The organism is Luteimonas flava, from assembly GCF_036584485.1.
GTDB lineage: Bacteria > Pseudomonadota > Gammaproteobacteria > Xanthomonadales > Xanthomonadaceae > Luteimonas > Luteimonas flava.
Map to the genome: position 1 here is coordinate 192,046 of NZ_JAZHBM010000002.1, position 16,430 is coordinate 208,475.

At 69.1% G+C, this 16,430-nt stretch carries 12 protein-coding genes and 1 pseudogene; 9 read left to right on the forward strand and 4 right to left on the reverse strand.

Annotated features, from left to right (window positions below):
* The first annotated feature begins 61 nt into the window (after positions 1 to 61).
* From V3391_RS07890 to V3391_RS07915, 6 genes are all read left to right on the forward strand, one after another.
* On the forward strand, positions 62 to 1,063 hold the full coding sequence (locus V3391_RS07890) for an acyl-CoA dehydrogenase family protein (RefSeq protein ID WP_332077893.1): 1,002 nt from the start codon (positions 62 to 64) through the stop codon (positions 1,061 to 1,063).
* 2 nt (positions 1,064 to 1,065) lie between these two features.
* Positions 1,066 to 1,830, forward strand: coding sequence for a PIG-L deacetylase family protein (locus tag V3391_RS07895; RefSeq protein WP_332077894.1), 765 nt, complete (start codon positions 1,066 to 1,068; stop codon positions 1,828 to 1,830).
* Positions 1,827 to 2,429: a class I SAM-dependent DNA methyltransferase gene (locus V3391_RS07900; protein WP_332077895.1), complete on the forward strand. Its 603-nt coding sequence runs from the start codon at positions 1,827 to 1,829 to the stop codon at positions 2,427 to 2,429. The genes V3391_RS07895 and V3391_RS07900 overlap by 4 nt, the downstream gene beginning before the upstream one ends.
* Positions 2,426 to 3,154 (forward strand): glycosyltransferase family 2 protein, encoded by a 729-nt coding sequence (locus V3391_RS07905; protein WP_332077896.1) that lies wholly within the window; start codon positions 2,426 to 2,428, stop codon positions 3,152 to 3,154. Before V3391_RS07900 ends, V3391_RS07905 begins: the two co-directional genes overlap by 4 nt.
* Positions 3,144 to 3,413 carry a hypothetical protein gene (locus V3391_RS07910; protein ID WP_332077897.1) on the forward strand — a complete coding sequence of 90 codons (270 nt, stop codon included), beginning with the start codon at positions 3,144 to 3,146 and terminating at the stop codon, positions 3,411 to 3,413. Before V3391_RS07905 ends, V3391_RS07910 begins: the two co-directional genes overlap by 11 nt.
* Positions 3,414 to 3,566: 153 nt before the next feature.
* A complete protein-coding gene (locus V3391_RS07915; RefSeq protein ID WP_332077899.1) occupies positions 3,567 to 3,833 on the forward strand; it encodes a hypothetical protein in 267 nt (88 codons plus the stop codon).
* A 112-nt stretch (positions 3,834 to 3,945) separates the two neighbouring features.
* Here V3391_RS07915 and V3391_RS07920 read toward each other — a convergent pair whose 3' ends face one another.
* A complete protein-coding gene (locus V3391_RS07920; protein WP_332077900.1) occupies positions 3,946 to 6,069 on the reverse strand; it encodes a catalase in 2,124 nt (707 codons plus the stop codon).
* 114 nt (positions 6,070 to 6,183) lie between these two features.
* On the opposite strand from V3391_RS07920, the gene V3391_RS07925 reads away from it, so the two are divergent.
* Positions 6,184 to 8,712, forward strand: a complete 2,529-nt coding sequence (locus tag V3391_RS07925) for an excinuclease ABC subunit UvrA (RefSeq protein ID WP_332077901.1) — start codon at positions 6,184 to 6,186, stop codon at positions 8,710 to 8,712.
* 185 nt (positions 8,713 to 8,897) lie between these two features.
* On the opposite strand, the gene V3391_RS07930 is transcribed toward V3391_RS07925, so the two are convergent.
* The 3 genes from V3391_RS07930 to V3391_RS07940 all read right to left on the reverse strand — a co-directional run bounded on the left by V3391_RS07930 (position 8,898) and on the right by V3391_RS07940 (position 14,166).
* Positions 8,898 to 11,951, reverse strand: coding sequence for a TonB-dependent receptor (locus V3391_RS07930; protein WP_332077902.1), 3,054 nt, complete (start codon positions 11,949 to 11,951; stop codon positions 8,898 to 8,900).
* Between the two features lie 606 nt (positions 11,952 to 12,557).
* Positions 12,558 to 13,604: a FecR family protein gene (locus V3391_RS07935; protein ID WP_332077904.1), complete on the reverse strand. Its 1,047-nt coding sequence runs from the start codon at positions 13,602 to 13,604 to the stop codon at positions 12,558 to 12,560.
* The gene (locus V3391_RS07940; protein WP_332077905.1) at positions 13,582 to 14,166 is read right to left on the reverse strand and encodes an RNA polymerase sigma factor; all 585 of its coding nucleotides are present in this window, start codon (positions 14,164 to 14,166) and stop codon (positions 13,582 to 13,584) included. The genes V3391_RS07935 and V3391_RS07940 overlap by 23 nt, the downstream gene beginning before the upstream one ends.
* Before the next feature lie 260 nt (positions 14,167 to 14,426).
* Here V3391_RS07940 and V3391_RS07945 point away from each other — a divergent pair.
* Positions 14,427 to 14,789: pseudogene (locus tag V3391_RS07945) on the forward strand (cyanophycinase); the annotation flags it as partial.
* Positions 14,790 to 15,251: 462 nt separating this feature from the next.
* Positions 15,252 to 16,241: an isoaspartyl peptidase/L-asparaginase family protein gene (locus V3391_RS07950; RefSeq protein WP_332078712.1), complete on the forward strand. Its 990-nt coding sequence runs from the start codon at positions 15,252 to 15,254 to the stop codon at positions 16,239 to 16,241.
* Positions 16,242 to 16,430: the final 189 nt, after the last annotated feature.

Genomic DNA, 16,430 nt, shown 5'->3' on the forward strand with positions numbered 1-16,430 from the left:
ACTCGCGCGCCTGTCACCTCCGAAGGCGCAACGTGGCCGCAAGACCTCTTCTGGATCTTCCGTGCCCCCTCTCTCTTCAACGCCGCCGTCTGCGGCGTCGGTCGCGTGCGCGCCTGCGCTGTTCGCCTTCGTCCGCGATGCGATGGCGCGCCACGCCTCGCTGCCGCTGCCCGGCCATGGCGACACGCTGACGCGCTGGCGTCACCTGTCGGACATCGCCGCCGAAGACGTCTGCGGCATCAAGGTGCTGGAGGCGCATTACGACGCGCTGGCGATCCTGAGCGAACTCGGCGCGCCCGAGCGCGCACTCGATGGCGCGCTGCTGCATGCGGTCTGGGCCGCCGAACCGCCGGATGCGCGTCTGGAGTTCACGCCGGGTGTGGACGGGATCGGCAGCTTGAACGGCATCAAGGCCTGGTGCTCGGGCGCGGATCTCGTCGATGCGGCGCTGGTCACCGCGCACATCGGCGAGTCGCGCGTGCTGGTGCAGGTGATGCGTGCCGCACCGGGAATCGAGGTGCTGCCGGGGCACTGGCAAGCGGTCGGCATGTCGCGTGTTGAAAGCGGACGCCTGCAGTTCCGCGATGTCGCCGCGGTGCAGGTCGGCGCGGCTGGCGATTATCTGGCGCGACCCGGTTTCTGGCATGGCGGTGGTGGCATCGCCGCGTGCTGGTTCGGTGCAGCGACGGCGATTGCCGAGACGCTGCGTCGCCATCCGCGCGCCGCGCACAATCCGCACGCGATGGCCCACCTCGGCGCGATCGACATGGCGCTGTCCGCGGCAGCAAGCCTGCTGCGCGAGACCGCCGCCGCGATCGATCACGATCCCGATGCGCCCCACGCGACCGCGATCACCCGCGTGCGCAGCGTGGTGGAACGCACGGCGACCGAGGTCATCGACCGGGTGGGGCGCGCGCTCGGCCCCGGCCCGCTGTGCGAAGACGGCGCGCATGCACTGCGGTGCGCCGACCTGACGACGTTCCTGCGCCAGAGTCATGCCGAGCGCGACTGGGCGGAACTCGGCGTCGCGGCGCAGGCGCGGGACATCACATGGCAGCTGTGAGCATGGACGCGATACAGGACACGCCGCGGATCGCGGGCGCGGGCATCCCGGAATCCGCATGGCAGCGCTCCCGCTGGCTGGCCGCATTGCCGTCCATCGCCGCACAGGATTGGCTCGACGGCATCGCGCGACTGGTCGTGGTATCGCCGCATCCCGATGACGAAGCACTGGGGTGTGGTGGCCTGATCGCTACCGCGCGCGCGATCGATCTGCCGGTGCGCGTGGTGTCGGTCACCGATGGCGAAGCCTGCTATCCCGACGCACCCGCATGGCCGCCGGCGCATCTGCGCGTGGTGCGCCGGCAGGAACTCGAACGCGCCTTGGCCCTGCTGGGCGTCGACGCCGACGCGATCGACACGCTCGACATCGGCGACGGACGCGTGGCCGAGCGCGAAGACGCGCTCGTCGCTGCGCTCGCGCCGCTGCTGCAGACACGCGACCGCGTGCTGACGACCTGGCGCGGCGACGCGCATCCCGATCACGAGGCGACAGCGCGCGCGGTCGAACGTGCTGCCGCGCAATGTGGTGCGGAAGTCGCACAGTTTCCGGTCTGGGCCTGGCACTGGCTCTCGCCGGATGCGCCGGCATCGCCGCTGCCGGGCGCGCAGCGCCTCGTGCTGACGCAGGCAGCCTGCCGCGCCAAGGCGGCGGCGCTCGCGTGCTTCGCGTCGCAACTGCAGGACGACGCGCCCGGCATGCCGGCGCCGATCCTGCCGCCGCATGTGCTCGCACGGTTCGATCGCGATTTCGAAGTCGTGTTGCCATGAGCGCCGCGACGCCCAGCGAATATTTCGATGCGATCTACGCGCAGGACGATCCCTTCGGTTATCGCGAGCGCTGGTACGAGGCGCGCAAGCGCGCGCTGCTGCTCGCGAGTCTGCCGGCCCAGACCTTCGGTCGCGTCTGGGAAATCGGCTGCTCGAACGGCGAACTGACGGCCGACCTCGCAACGCGCTGCGACAGCCTGATCGCCACCGACCTCAGCGCACGCGCCGTCGCGCTGGCGACCGAACGCACGCAGGCGCACGCCCACGTCGACGTGCGCCAGGCGCGGCATCCCGACACCTGGCCCGATGGCTTGTTCGATCTGATCGTCTTCAGCGAGGTGGGCTACTACCTCGATGCCGACACGCTGACGCGCATGGCGCATCGGCTGAAATCCAGTCTGCGCGGCGATGGCGTGCTGGTCGCCTGCCACTGGCTGGCGCCGTTCGCGCAGGCGCCGCAGTCGGGCCGTGACGTGCATCGTTTGCTGCGCCGCGAACTCGGCATGCAACGCGTGTTCGGCTATGGCGACGCCGATGTGCGACTCGACGGCTGGGCGTTGAACGCCGCATCGGTGGCGCAACGGGCGGGCCTGCGATGATCGGCGTCGTCATTCCCGCGCACAACGAGGAAGCCTGCATCGCCGCATGCCTGGCGTCCGTGCAGCTCGCCGCGCTCAGCGATGCGCTCGGCGGCGAAGCGGTGGTGATCGTGGTGGCGCTGGACCGCTGCAGCGATCGTACGGCCGCGATCGTCGCCGCGTGCGGTGTGCGCGCCGTCGTCGTGCAGGAGGGCAACGTCGGCCTCGCACGTGCGGCCGGCGCGGCGTTCGTGATCGGTCTGGGCGCGCGCTGGGTGGCGTGTACCGACGCCGATTCGCGCGTGCCGCGCGACTGGCTGGCCTGCCAGCTCGCCTGCGCCGCCGATGCGTTCTGCGGCATCGTCACCGTCGACGACTGGCTCGACTACGACGACACCGTGCGCATGCACTTCGGCACCGCTGAAGAACAGCGCGACGGCCATCCGCACGTGCACGGCGCGAACATGGGCTTCAGTGCAGCGATGTATCTGCGCTGCGGCGGATTTCCGCCCCTGTCCGCGCACGAGGATGTGGCCATGGTCGATGCGCTGCATCGCGCCGGCGCGCTGATCGCCCGGCGTGCGACACCCGTCGTAATCACCAGCGCACGGCGCGTCGCGCGCGCGCAGGGCGGATTTGCCGATTATCTGCTCGCGCTGGAGGCGCGCACGCGTCTGCTCGCCGCACCGGTGCTCGAAGCAGCTGCGGTCGACTTCGGCGCCGCGCCGGATGCCCATGCCGCCTGAGGTCATCGGCTGGGCCGCCTCCGCGGTGCTGCTGGCGACGCTGATCCGTCAGATTGCGACGCAGCTCCGTGATGGCAGCGCGCAAGGCGTGTCCCACTGGTTGTTCGTCGGCCAGATCACCGCCTCCGTCGGCTTCGTGACCTACAGCGCACTGGTCGGCGACTGGGTCTTCATCGTTACCAACGCCTGCATTCTGCTGACCGCGATCGTCGGCCAGGTGCTGACGTCACGGCGCAGGCGCGCGGCACCCGCGCATTGACGCACCGCGAGGCCGCCTGGCGACGGGCGTTCCGATGAACGACCTGCGCATGCGCACGTGTCGTGCGCATGCGATCGAAGATGACCCCGCCGGATTCACGCCTGATCGATCCCGCGCACCCGAATATCGACGCTGATGATCGCGGAGACACGGATGAGTACCTACACGCTGCAATACGACATGGGCCTGCGCTTCTGGGTGCTCACCGACACGCAGGGCCAGACGCTGGCCACGTACCTGAGCCGCGCCACCGCGCTGCGCGACGAGGTGGTGCGCGGCGTGATCGAACGCGGCTGCATCCTGCGGGTGCGCAATGCGGATGGCAGTTACGAGCCTGTCGACCCGCCGGCGGCGCCGGCCCCCGAGGCAGTCGCGGCGGCGAACGCGCCTGCACTGGTGACGGGCGCGGCGGCGGCCTGATCGCACACCCACCACATGTCCACGAAAAAGGGTGCCGCAAGGCACCCTTTTTTTGTCTCGTATCGAGCGGACGGGGCGCGCCACTCGGCAACGCCCCACCCGACACGCCGGCTCAGGCCAGCATGCGCACCTTCTTCTCGCGATCCCACTGACGCGTCTTCGCCTGGGTGATGAAACCCTTGGTGTCGGCCGCGTCGAGCACGCCTGCATCCTTGGCGATGCCACCGGCCTTGAGCACGGCCTGCGCACCGTCATCGGCGGCGATCGCCTTCAGATGTCCGAACGCATCGCGTGCCCAGTCGACCGCGGCTGCTTCGCGCGACAGCAGCTTGCCGGCTTCGGCCGAGAGCACGATGGCGACGGCGTCGAACACCGTCGACGGCGTGCCGGCGAGCTGGCCATCGGCCGGCATCCGCTTGCCGTCGGAGAGCTTGGCGCCGCCGAGCTTGGGCGCGACGATCTTGACCATCGCCCCCGCACCTTCCGCGGCCTTGCGCAGCGCCTTGACCGTGGCGGCATCGGAGCCGTCGTGGACCAGGATGCCGACGCAGCGGCCCTGCAGCGTGTCGCGCATGCGATCGATGATGCGCAGCGCGGGCGAGACCGCCATGTCCTGCGGCTGCACGCGCGCCTCGGGCGCCTGCGGCAGCGCATCCATTCCGAGACCGTCGGCCACGCGCTGGGCGAGCGTCGGATCGACATGACGCAGATGGCCGACGATGGCCTCGCGCACGTGCGCCGTCTCGACCTTCGACAGTTCGAACACCAGCGCGCTCGCCATGTGCGCCTGCTCGATCGCGCTCTGGCTGCGGAAGAACAGGCGCGCCTGGCTGTAGTGGTCGGCGAAGCTGTCCGGCCGCACGCGGCCCTTGACGCCGTCGTCGACGGTCGCGTGATGGCGGTAGCCGGCCTCGCGCGAGGCACGCGGGCTGTCGGCCTGCAGCGAGCTCGGCTCGTAGTTCACCCGGCCCTTGGGCACCTGCATCTGCATGTGGCCGTCGCGCTGGTTGTTGGCGAACGGACACTTCGGCGCATTGACCGGAATCTGGTGGAAGTTCGGTCCGCCCAGGCGCGAGAGCTGCGTGTCGAGGTACGAGAACAGCCGGCCCTGCAGCAGCGGATCGTTGCTGAAGTCGATGCCGGGCACGATGTTCGCCGGGCAGTACGCCACCTGTTCGGTCTCGGCGAAGAAGTTGTCCGGCCAGCGGTCGAGCGTCATGCGGCCGATCACCTGCAGCGGCACCAGTTCCTCGGGAATCAGCTTGGTCGCATCGAGATGGTCGAACGGGAACGCGTCGGCCTCTTCCTCGGTGAACAGCTGCACCGCGAGATCCCAGGCGGGGAAATCGCCGGCCTGGATCGCCTCGAACAGATCGCGGCGGTGGAAGTCGTTGTCGGCCGCCTGCAGCTTCAATGCCTCGTCCCACACCGTCGACTGGATGCCCAGCGTCGGGCGCCAGTGGAACTTCACGAAGGTGCTGTTGCCGTCCGCGTCGAGCAGGCGGAAGGAATGCACGCCGAAGCCTTCGATCGTGCGCAGCGAGCGCGGGATCGTGCGGTCGCTCATCGCCCACATGATCATGTGCATCGATTCGGGGGTCAGCGAGATGAAATCCCAGAATGTGTCGTGCGCACTGGCCGCCTGCGGGAAACCGCGGTCGGGCTCCATCTTCACCGAGTGCACCACATCCGGAAACTTCATCGCGTCCTGGATGAAGAACACCGGGATGTTGTTGCCGACCAGATCCCAGTTGCCTTCCTGGGTGTAGAACTTCACCGAAAAACCGCGCACGTCGCGCGGTGTGTCGACCGAGCCGGCGCCGCCGGCGACGGTGGAAAACCGGGTGAACACCGGCGTCTTCGTGCCGACCTCGGTGAGGATGCGCGCGGTGGTGTACTGCGACAACGACTTCGTCAGCTCGAAGGTGCCGTGTGCCGCGGTCCCGCGGGCGTGCACGATGCGCTCGGGAATGCGCTCGTGATCGAAGTGGGTGATCTTCTCGCGGAGGATGAAATCCTCCAGCAGCGTCGGGCCGCGCGGACCCCCGGACTTGAGCGAATTCTGGTTGTCGGCGACCGGGATGCCCTGGTTCGTCGTCAGCTGCGGATGCGTGCCGCCGGCCTGCTGCTGCAGTTCGTCGCCTTCGCCGCGCAGATCGGTGGCCTCGCGTGCGGGTGTCTTGCCGGTGGACGGCGGTTTGCGGGACGTGGCGGGGGCTGGCGTCTTGCTGGCCATGGGTTGGGCTCCGGGGGATGAGACGCGAGGGTGGGCGCGCCGTCGTGAGCGCACCGTGCAGTGCGCCCATTCGGAATCGACGACAGTCACGCAACACAGCGGATAATCGTCGCCATGACTGCCAAGACTCCGGATCCCGTCGCACACGCCATCGCCGACTGCGTGCGCGTGCGCGGCGCGCGCGAACACAATCTCAAGGACGTCGACGTCGACATCCCGCGCGATGCGCTGGTGGTGTTCACCGGCGTGTCCGGCTCGGGCAAGTCCTCACTGGCCTTCGGCACGCTGTTCGCCGAGGCGCAGCGGCGCTATCTCGATTCGATCTCGCCCTATGCGCGCCGGCTGATCGACCAGGCCGGCGTGCCGCAGGTCGATTCGATCGAGGGCCTGCCGCCTGCGGTCGCGTTGCAGCAGGCGCGCGGCACGCCGACCGCACGCTCCTCGGTCGGCAGCCTGACCACGATCTCCAATTCCCTGCGCATGCTGTACTCGCGCGCCGGCGACTATCCGCGCGGGCAGGCGATCATCTATGCCGACGGCTTCTCGCCGAACACGCCGGCGGGCGCCTGTCCGACCTGCCATGGCCTGGGCCGCATCTACGACGCCACCGAAGCCTCGATGGTCCCCGACCGTTCGCTGACCATCCGCGAGCGCGCCGTCGCCGCGTGGCCGGGCGCGTGGCACGGCCAGAACCAGCGCGACATTCTGACCACGCGCGGCATCGACGTGGACGTGCCGTGGTCGAAGCTGCCGAAGAAGACCCGCGACTGGATCCTGTTCACCGACGAGCAGCCGGTGGAGCCGGTCTATCCCGGTTTCGATCTCGACGAGGTCAAGGACGCACTCAAGCGCAAGACCGAACCGGCCTACATGGGCACGTTTACCAGTGCGCGCCGGCATGTGCTGCACACCTTCGCCAACACCCAGAGTCCGCAGCAGAAGAAGCGCGCGGCGCAGTATCTGGTCAGCGCCGCGTGCCCGGAATGCGACGGCAAGCGGCTGCGGCGCGAGGCGCTGTCGGTGACTTTCGCCGGCCTCGACATCGCCGCGTTCTCGCAGCGTCCGCTCGATGAGCTCGCCGATCTGCTGGCGCCGGCTGCGGCCGGGAAAACGCATGCGAAAGCGCACCCCGAGCAGGCACTGGCCGCGCAGCGCATCGCGCAGGATCTGCTCGCGCGACTCAAGGTGCTGCAGGATCTTGGCCTCGGCTATCTGACCCTTGCCCGCGCGACGCCGACGCTGTCACCCGGCGAGCTACAGCGGCTCCGACTGGGCACGCAGATCCGCTCGCAGTTGTTCGGCGTGGTCTACGTCATGGACGAACCGTCCGCTGGCCTGCATCCGGCCGACACCCAGGCGCTGCTGCGCGCGCTGGACCAGCTGCGCGCTGCCGGCAATTCGCTGTTCGTCGTCGAGCACGAGATCGAAGTGATCCGCCATGCCGACTGGATCGTCGATGTAGGCCCGGCAGCAGGCCAGCATGGCGGGCAGGTGCTCTACAGCGGACCGCTCGCCGGGCTGTCGAAGATCGAAGCCTCGTCGACGCGGCGTTATCTGGACGACGACGCTGCATCGATCGCACACACCACGCGCACTCCGGACGGCTGGCTGCAGCTGCGCGGCATCCGTCGCCACAATGTGCGCGATCTCGACGTCGACATTCCGCTCGGTGTGTTCACCACCGTCACTGGCGTCAGCGGCTCGGGCAAATCCTCGCTGGTCAGCCAGGCACTGGTCGAACTGCTGGGCGCGCATCTGGGGCAGGGCGGTGGCGATGAAGACACGCCGCTGGATCCGCTCGAGCGCGGTGTCGAAGTACCGCTGGACGGACGCATCGCAGGCGGCGCGGAGGCGATCAAGCGTCTTGTGCGCGTCGACCAGAAGCCGATCGGCCGCACGCCGCGTTCGAATCTCGCGACCTACACGGGCCTGTTCGACCATGTGCGCAAACGCTTTGCCGATACGCCGGCTGCGAAACGCCGTCGCTACGACGCCGGGCGGTTCTCGTTCAACGTCGCCAAGGGCCGCTGCGCGACCTGCGACGGCGAAGGCTTCGTCAGCGTGGAACTGCTGTTCATGCCCAGCGTCTACGCGCCGTGCCCGACCTGTCAGGGCAGCCGCTACGACGCCAAGACACTCGAAGTCACGTTGCGCGGCAAGCACATCGCCGACGTGCTCGCGATGACGGTGACCGAGGCCGCCGAGTTCTTCGCCGACGACGCGGCGATCGTGCGTCCGCTGCAGGTGCTGCTGGAAGTCGGACTCGGTTATCTGCGGCTCGGCCAGCCGGCCACCGAACTGTCGGGCGGCGAAGCGCAACGCATCAAGCTCGCCAGCGAACTGCAACGTGCGCAGCGCCGCGGCACGGTCTACGTGCTCGACGAACCGACGACCGGCCTGCATCCCCGGGATGTCGACACGCTGATGCGGCAGTTGAGCGGGCTGGTGGATGCGGGCAGCACGGTGGTCGTGGTCGAACACGACATGCGCGTGGCCGCGGCCAGCGACTGGCTGATCGACATGGGCCCGGGCGCGGGCGATGCCGGCGGGCACGTCGTGGCGGCGGGCGTGCCAGCGGAGGTGGCGAAGTCGAAGAAGAGCAAGACTGCGCCGTTTTTGAGACAGGCGCTGGGCGGCGGTTGATTAGGCGAAGTAGACCCCTTCCCCCGTTTGCGGGGGAAGGTTGGGATGGGGGCAAGGGTTAGGCGCGCTTTGATAGTGGGCGCCATTTGCCGCTCAACGCTTGCGTTGCTTTTTGCTCGGCGCTGATGGTTCGCCCCCTCCCAACCCTCCCCCGCTTGCGGGGGAGGGCTTGGCGACGTCACATCTCAACGCGCCGCCACACCCCCGAACTTGTGCGTGTACTGCACATAGAACGTCCGGCCTTCCGTGTCGAACCACGCGATGTCGTAGTACGGATACCCGGTCGACGTCGGATCGTAGGGCGGCGCTTTGTCGAACAGGTTCACCACGGTGAGCGACAGCTGCGCGGCGTCGGTGAAGTTGAACTGCACGTTCGCGTTGTAGCGGTAGGTCGCGCCGATCCACGGATCGTTGCCCGACTCGGCATCCCAGATTTCGAAATAGGAATCGTCGTTTGGCAAGCGGCCCAGACGGCGCCCCTGGATCGAGGCCTGCCACGCGTCGCGTTCCCATGACAGCCGCAGCGTCGCCTTCGTGCGCGGGATGTCGTAGCCGCTGTTGATCGCGAACATGTCGACGACCGGCTCGTCCGGGTACTGCTGGATGTCGTGCGTGCGCACCCAGGTGTAGCCGCCGTTGAGCCGGAACAGGCCGATGCCGGTTTCGAAGCGCAGGTTGCCGCTGACATCGAGACCGCTGGTGCGTTCGCGGGCGATGTTGATCGGGTTGACGAACACGCTGTAGAGACTGTCGTCGGACAGGCGGGTGATGCGCGAGAGCGTGTCCACGCACAGCGGCGAGCCGACCGGTTGCACGCCGAGGCGGCAGTCGGCCTCGTTGCGCAGCACGGTGTTCACGCGCAGGTCCTGCACTTGGTCGCGCATGTCGATGTCGAACCAGTCCACCGACAGGTCCGCGTTCGACAGCGGCGACCACACGAAACCCGCCGTCCACGAGGTGCTGGTTTCGGGTCTGAGGTCGGGGCTGCCGCTGCGGCCGCGGATGATGCCTTCGTCGGAATAGCTGCAGTCGTCGCTGGGATCGGTGTCCGGCTCCTCGACCGCGCAGCGCCAGAAATCCACGCCCGAGGTTTCGTCGTTGCCGGGACCGGCAAACACGTAGTGCAGGTCGGGCGCGCGGAACGCGGTGCCGTAGGACGCGCGCGCCAGCAGACTGTCGACCGGTCGCCACTCCAGACCGGTGCTCCAGGTGAACTTGCCCGGGTCGCGCCCGGCGAACCGGTACTGGTCGTAGCGGCCGGCGACGCTGAGATTCAGGCGTTCGAAGACCGGCATGCGCAGCTCGCCGGCCAGCGCCCAGCGGTTGCGACTGCCGGCGCCGTCGGAATCCTTCCAGCTGTAGTAGTAGTACTGCGTCGCCAGCGGATCGGGTTTGAGATCGTAGGACTGACGGCCGATTTCCGCGGTCGCAGCGAAGCCGGCCGCGCCGCCGGGCAGGGTGAACAGTTCGCCCTGAGTCAGCGTCATCGCCAGCGTCTGGCTTTCCGATTCCGGGTGGTAGGTGGTGCGCGCGAAGATGCTGTCGTACTCGGCGCGCGACAGCGGCCGGTACATGCGCGCCGGGTCGGCGTCGTAGATCGGATAGTCGTCCTCGTCGTAACCCAGCAGCGGGCCGAGGAACAGCGTGTTCGCACGTTCGGCGACGATCTGCGGCCAGCTGATCCGCGCGGTGTACTGCGAATGCGACAGCGCGAGCTCGTAGTCCCAGTCGCCGGGCCAGCGGCCGCGCAGGCCGGTCGTCACGCCGAGCGTCTTCTGCGTCGTCTCGACCATGCCGGTGCGCAGCCCGCCCATTTCCTCGAGCGTGAACTGGCGCTGCCAGTACTCCAGCTGTTCGGTGTTCTGGTTGTAGAAGTAGTCGTGCTCCACGCCGTCGGGCGTCATCAGCGCCCAGCTGCGCGGCGCGCGGAACAGCGAGACTTCATGGCGGCCCGCCTGCAGATCGGCGAACCATTCGCTGCCGTTCTCGAACGCGTAGGTGAGCGACGCGTAGCCGTTGATGCCGTCGCGCTTGCTGAGGACGGTGCGGTAGGCGACGGAGCGGTCGCTGCCGCAGTAGTAGCCGTAGCGCGGACGGAAGGCGTACTGCACCGTGCCCTCGTTGAGGTTCGACAACGCGTCGCAGGTGTCCTCGCCCGGATCGAGGTAGTCGTCGTAGTAATCGGTGATCAGGAACGTGCGCTGCGGCAGGCGCGAGGTTTCGGTCGGGCCGTCGAAGGTCGAGTCCTGCTGTGCGCGATCGAAACCCCACAGCGGTTCCTGTCGGCGGTATTCGAAGCCGGCGACGACATCCAGCGCGCCGCGCGAGAAGCCGCCCGACAGGTTGAGACGATGCGATTCCGCGTCGCCGCGTTCGGTCTGGCCATAGCGGTAGTCGAGCGTGGTGCCGTCGACCTTGCGCTTGAGAATGAAATTGACGACGCCGGAAATCGCATCCGAGCCGTAGATCGCCGACGCGCTGCCGGTCAGCACTTCGATGCGTTCGATCATGCCCAGCGGCAGGCTGGAGACGTCGGTGAAGTTGCTGCGGCCGCCGAACGGCAACGGGAAGTCGGCGATGCGGCGGCCGTTGACCAGCACCAGCGTGTGGTTGGGGCCAAGGCCACGCAGATCGACCTGCTGCGCGCCGGGCGCGAAGTCCGCGCCGCCGGCCGACTGCTGGCTCTGCGTCTGCCCACCGTTCTGGGTCAGCGCCTGCATCACGTCGGGCACGGAGGTGAAACCACCGGCGGCGATGTCGTCGGCGGTGATGACGGTGATCGGCGCCGGGCCTTCGATCTCGGCGCGGGGAATGCGCGAACCGGTGACCTGCAAGGTCTGCAGCTCGGTGACCGGCGCGGCGGCGGTCGGCGTCGGCGGTGGCGGTGCGGCCGCAGGGCGCGGCGGCGCTGCGCGTCCGGTCTGCGCGAGCAGCGGCTGCGGCACGACCAGCACCGCGCCGTCGGCATCACGTTGCGCGACGAATCCGCTGCCCTGGAGCAGCCGGTCGAGCGCCTGTTGCGGCGAGAGGCCGGCTTCGATACCGCGCGTGCGCGCACCGCGCAACTGATCGGCGCGATAGACGAGCTGCACGCCGGACTGTCGCGCGAAGGCGTCGAGGGCGGAGGCGAGATCACCGGCCGGTACGGCGGTGACCGGAGCGGTCTGGGCCTGCGCCGACAGCGCGGTGGCGCAGGCAAGCGCGAGCAGGACCGCGCGCAATGGACGTGAGCGATGCAAGACCTTCCCCTTCGTGGCGCCCGGACGGCGCCTCCCCAATCCAACTCGACGAACGAGGCGGGGAAATCCCCCCGCGGTGTGGTGTGCTTGGCGCTTCGGGGGCGGGATTCGCGTCGTGCCGCAACGTAAGAATCACAAGCACCTCTCCCCTCCGGGAGCGAGCCTGCCCCTGACTCGATCGGGGTCGACATGTATGGCAAGTCCAGATGGATTTGCTTGCGCTTGAAACGACTATGTCGCGATCGTCGCCCTCACCCCAACCCCCGCTCCGCGCCCCGGCCCTCGCGTCGACGCGAGGGCGTTCATCGGCACGCGAGCCAGTGGCTCGCAAGCGTGCCGCTTCACCCCAAAGGGAGCGGGGCTCGATGTCTCAGCCGAGGTCAGAGACAGCGCGTGGCAGTTCACTTGCGGGAGAAACAGCACCTCTCCCTCAGGGAGAGAGCCTGCCCCGGACCCGATCCGGGGTCGACGCGCGCAGCGCGTCGGGTGAGGGCAGAGAGCGCCCGCGGAAATCAGGACGCGCTCTGGATCCGCTGCACTGCCTTCGTCCGCAACGGGTGTGCAGCCCTTACGCCCTCACACACTTACTTCCTTACCCCTCGCCCCTCACGGCGCCCGCAATACGATCCGCTCCCGCCCGTACTCCGCCTCCACCGGAAACCCGCGCTCAAGCAGCCTCACGAAACCTTCGGCGTTTTCCCAGCGGAAGCTGCCGCCGATGCGCAGCGCGCCGACGGTGGTGTCGGCGATCACGATCTGCCGCGTGTTGAAGCGGTTGAACTCGGCCACGGCGTCGGTCAGCGCGGTATCGCGGAACACCAGGCGTCCGCTGCGCCAGTCCACCAGTTCTTCCACCTCCGCCAGCGACAGGCTGCGCACCAGCACCGCGTCGCGGCGCACCGTGGCGACGCTGCCGGCAGGCAGCAGGGTCGTCGGCTGGCGGATGTCGTCGCCGAGCGGTTCCAGCCGCACCGTGCCTTCGGTGACCACGACCCGCAGGGCGTCGCGTTCGCGCCGGACGGAGAAGCGCGTGCCGACCGCGACCACGCGGCGGTCGCCGGCCTCGACGACGAAGGGGCGCTGTGGATCCTTGGCCGCCTCGAAGAAGGCTTCGCCCGCGGTCAGCGCGATGCGGCGCTCGCGCCGCGACATGCGCACCTCGATCGCGGTGTCGCTGGCGAGCGTGGTCTGCGAACCGTCCGCCAGCGCAACCGTGCGGGTGATGCCGGTCGCGGTGCGGACATCGACCGGATCGATCGGGACGGTGACGAACCACGCGCCGCCGGCCACGAGCGCGAGGCAGGCGGCAAGTGCGGCGCCGATCCACAGGCCATGCCGACGCCGCGGCGGCGACGCACGCGGTGCGAAGCGCAGCGCGGCGGGTTCGTCGAACGTGTGCCCGGCTTCGCCACGCAGGACGCGCGGTGGCATGCCTGCACCGACATGGCCGGCGCCCAGCGCTTGCAGCCGCGCGGTCTCCGCCCACACCGCCTGCAACCGCAGGAACGCGACCCGGTGCGCGACATCCGCGTCCAGCCATATCGCGAGCTCCGCATCGTCGCCGGCCGTCCACGCGCTGCCATCGCGACGGGCGAGCCAGTCGGCGGCGGCGGCTTCGATCGCGCCGGCGTCAGTCGGCCTGGCGTGCGTCATCGTCCGCATCCCTGTGATGGACATCGGCGTCCCTGCGCGTGCGCGGTGCGTCGTCGCTGCCGAGGAATCGGTCGGCGAGCAGCCGCATGCCCTTGGCGATGTGTTTTTCCACGGTCTTCTCCGTGATGCCCAGCCGTTCGGCCACTTCGCGCTGCGACAGCTCTTCGACCCGTCGCAGCCACACGACCTCGCGGCAGCGGGCGGGCAGACGGTCGAACGCATCCGACAGACGCGCCAGCACCTGTCGCCCGCCGCACCAGCGTTCCGGCGAGACCTCGTCTACCAGGACGTGCAAGGGCTCCAGATCACCCATCGGTTCGATCGACACCACTCGCCCGCGCCGCGCACGGTCGACGACCAGATGCCGCGCGGTAGTCAGCAGGAAGGCCTTGGGATGTCGCGGGAGTTCGTTGGCAGCGGACTGGTAGACGCGCGTGTAGACCTCCTGGCGCAGATCGTGACGCTCTTCCGCGTTCGGCCAGTGGCGCGCGAGATAATGACGCAGCGCGCCCTCGTGGACGAGGATCTCTTCGACGAACCAGGCATCGAGGGCGGCGGTCATGTCGCCGCAACATAGCGGAAGCGGCGGCGTTGCGGCAGCGGGGGGATTGCACGCCCTCGTTCGTCATCGAATCGGACACGCGTGGCGATCGCCGCGCCGGACTCACGGGGAGCAGGGCAATGCGCAAGACGGGGATGAAGTGGACGCTGGCCTTGTGGCTCGGCGTCGCGGGCGTCGCATCGGCGGCCGGCGTGGAGCGCCACGTGATCGGCGACACCGCGCTGCCCACGCCGTCGGCGCCGACGCCGGGGTTGCTGCTGATGGGCGGCGGCGACCGCAACTACGAGGCGATCCGCTGGTTCCTCGGCAAGGCCGGACACGGCCACGTCGTCGTGCTGCGCGCGTCCTATGCCGGCGAGATCGGCGAGGAGTTCCACAACGATGTCGGCGGCGTCGCGTCGGTGGAGACCTTCGTGTTCTCCAGCCGCGAGGCCTCGACCGATCCGGCCGTGCTCGCGAGTCTGGCGAAGGCGGACGGCATCTTCATCGCCGGCGGCGACCAGTCCAACTACGTGAATTTCTGGAAGGGCACGCCGGTCGAGGACGCGCTCAACGCGCACATCGCGGCCGGCAAGCCGATCGGTGGCACCAGCGCGGGCCTGGCGATCCTCGGCGAATTCCTCTACGGCGCGATGGACGGCGGCAGCCTGCGCAGCCCGCAGGCGCTGTCGAACCCGCTCGGCGATGCCAACACCATCGAGCGCGATTTCCTGCGGGTGCCGCTGCTGCGCGGCGTGGTCACCGACACGCACTTCCGCGAGCGCGACCGGCTCGGCCGGCTGCTCGCCTTCATCGCCAAAGCGGAGACGATGAGCGACGGACGCGTGGTGATCGGTCTGGGCGTCGACGAAGACGCGGCCGTCGCGGTCGAAGGCGATGGCACTTCGCGCATCTTCGCGACCACGCCGCAGAGCGGCGCACTCGTGGTGCGTGGCGGCTTCACCGACGTGCAGCAGCGCGGCAAGCCGCTGCGCATCGCGCGCGTGGACACCGTCGGCGCCGGCACCGGTTCGGTGCTGCATCTGCCGACGGGCCGGGTCGAGAACGCGGTGTCGCGCCAGAGCTATGCGGTCGAAAGCGGCCGCCTGCGCGAACTGCCGGCATCGGCCGGTGTGCCGGTGGTGCTGGCGATCCACGGCGGCGCGGGCGTCGAACGCGGCGATCTCGACGCAGCGGGTCTGGCCGAAGCGCGCGCTGCGCTCGAAACCGCGCTGCGCGCGGGCCACGCGGAGCTGCAGGCGGGCGCCCCGGCGATGGATGCGGTCAAGGCGGCGATCACCGTGCTCGAGGACGCGCCGATGTTCAACGCGGGCAAGGGCGCGGTGTTCACCCACGACGGCCGCAACGAACTCGATGCCGCGGTGATGGACGGCGCCAGCGGCCAGGCCGGCGCGATCGCCGGCGTGTCGCGCGTGCGCAATCCGATCCTGCTCGCCGATGCGGTGATGACGTCCTCGCCGCACGTGATGATGGTGGGCGAGGGCGCCGAAGCGTTCGCGAAGACGCAGGACATCGCACTCGTCGATCCGGCGTATTTCCGCACCGAGCGTCGCTGGCAGCAGCTGCAGCGCGCACTGGACGCCGAACGCAAGGCGCAGCCGCAGGCCTCGGTGCTGACCGGTGATGCGCGGCCGTACTTCGGTACCGTCGGCGCGGTCGCGCTCGACGTCGATGGCCTGCTGGCTGCGGGCACCTCGACCGGCGGCATGACCAACAAGCGCTACGGCCGTGTCGGCGATGCACCGATCATCGGCGCCGGAACCTGGGCCGACGCGCGCTGCGCGGTGTCGGGCACCGGCTGGGGCGAGTACTACATCCGCACCGCCGCCGCGCACGAGATCTGCGCGCGCGTGCGCCTGCGCGGCGACGACATCCGCGTGGCGTCTGACGCGGTGATCGACCAGCTGATTCCGGGTGCCGGCGGCGACGGCGGCGCAATCGCACTCGACGCCGACGGCCGTGTCGCGTTCCCGTTCAACACGCCGGGCATGTACCGCGGCTGGATCGGCGCCGACGGCGTGCCGCATGTCGCGGTGTTCCGTGAGGACACGATCGCGTTGCCGGATGGGCGTTGATGCTTCGAGTTGCAAGGATCCGCTGGGCTCGTCTTGACGGAAGCCCCAGAAAATCCCCGTCATTCCGGCGAAGGCCGGAATCCAGCGTCTTCAGCGTTTCGTCGAAGCCCCAAGTCACTGGATTCCGGCTTTCGCCGGAATGACGGGGTAGAGAAGTTGGCGCAGCCGGCGGCGTCTGGGTGGTCGAAG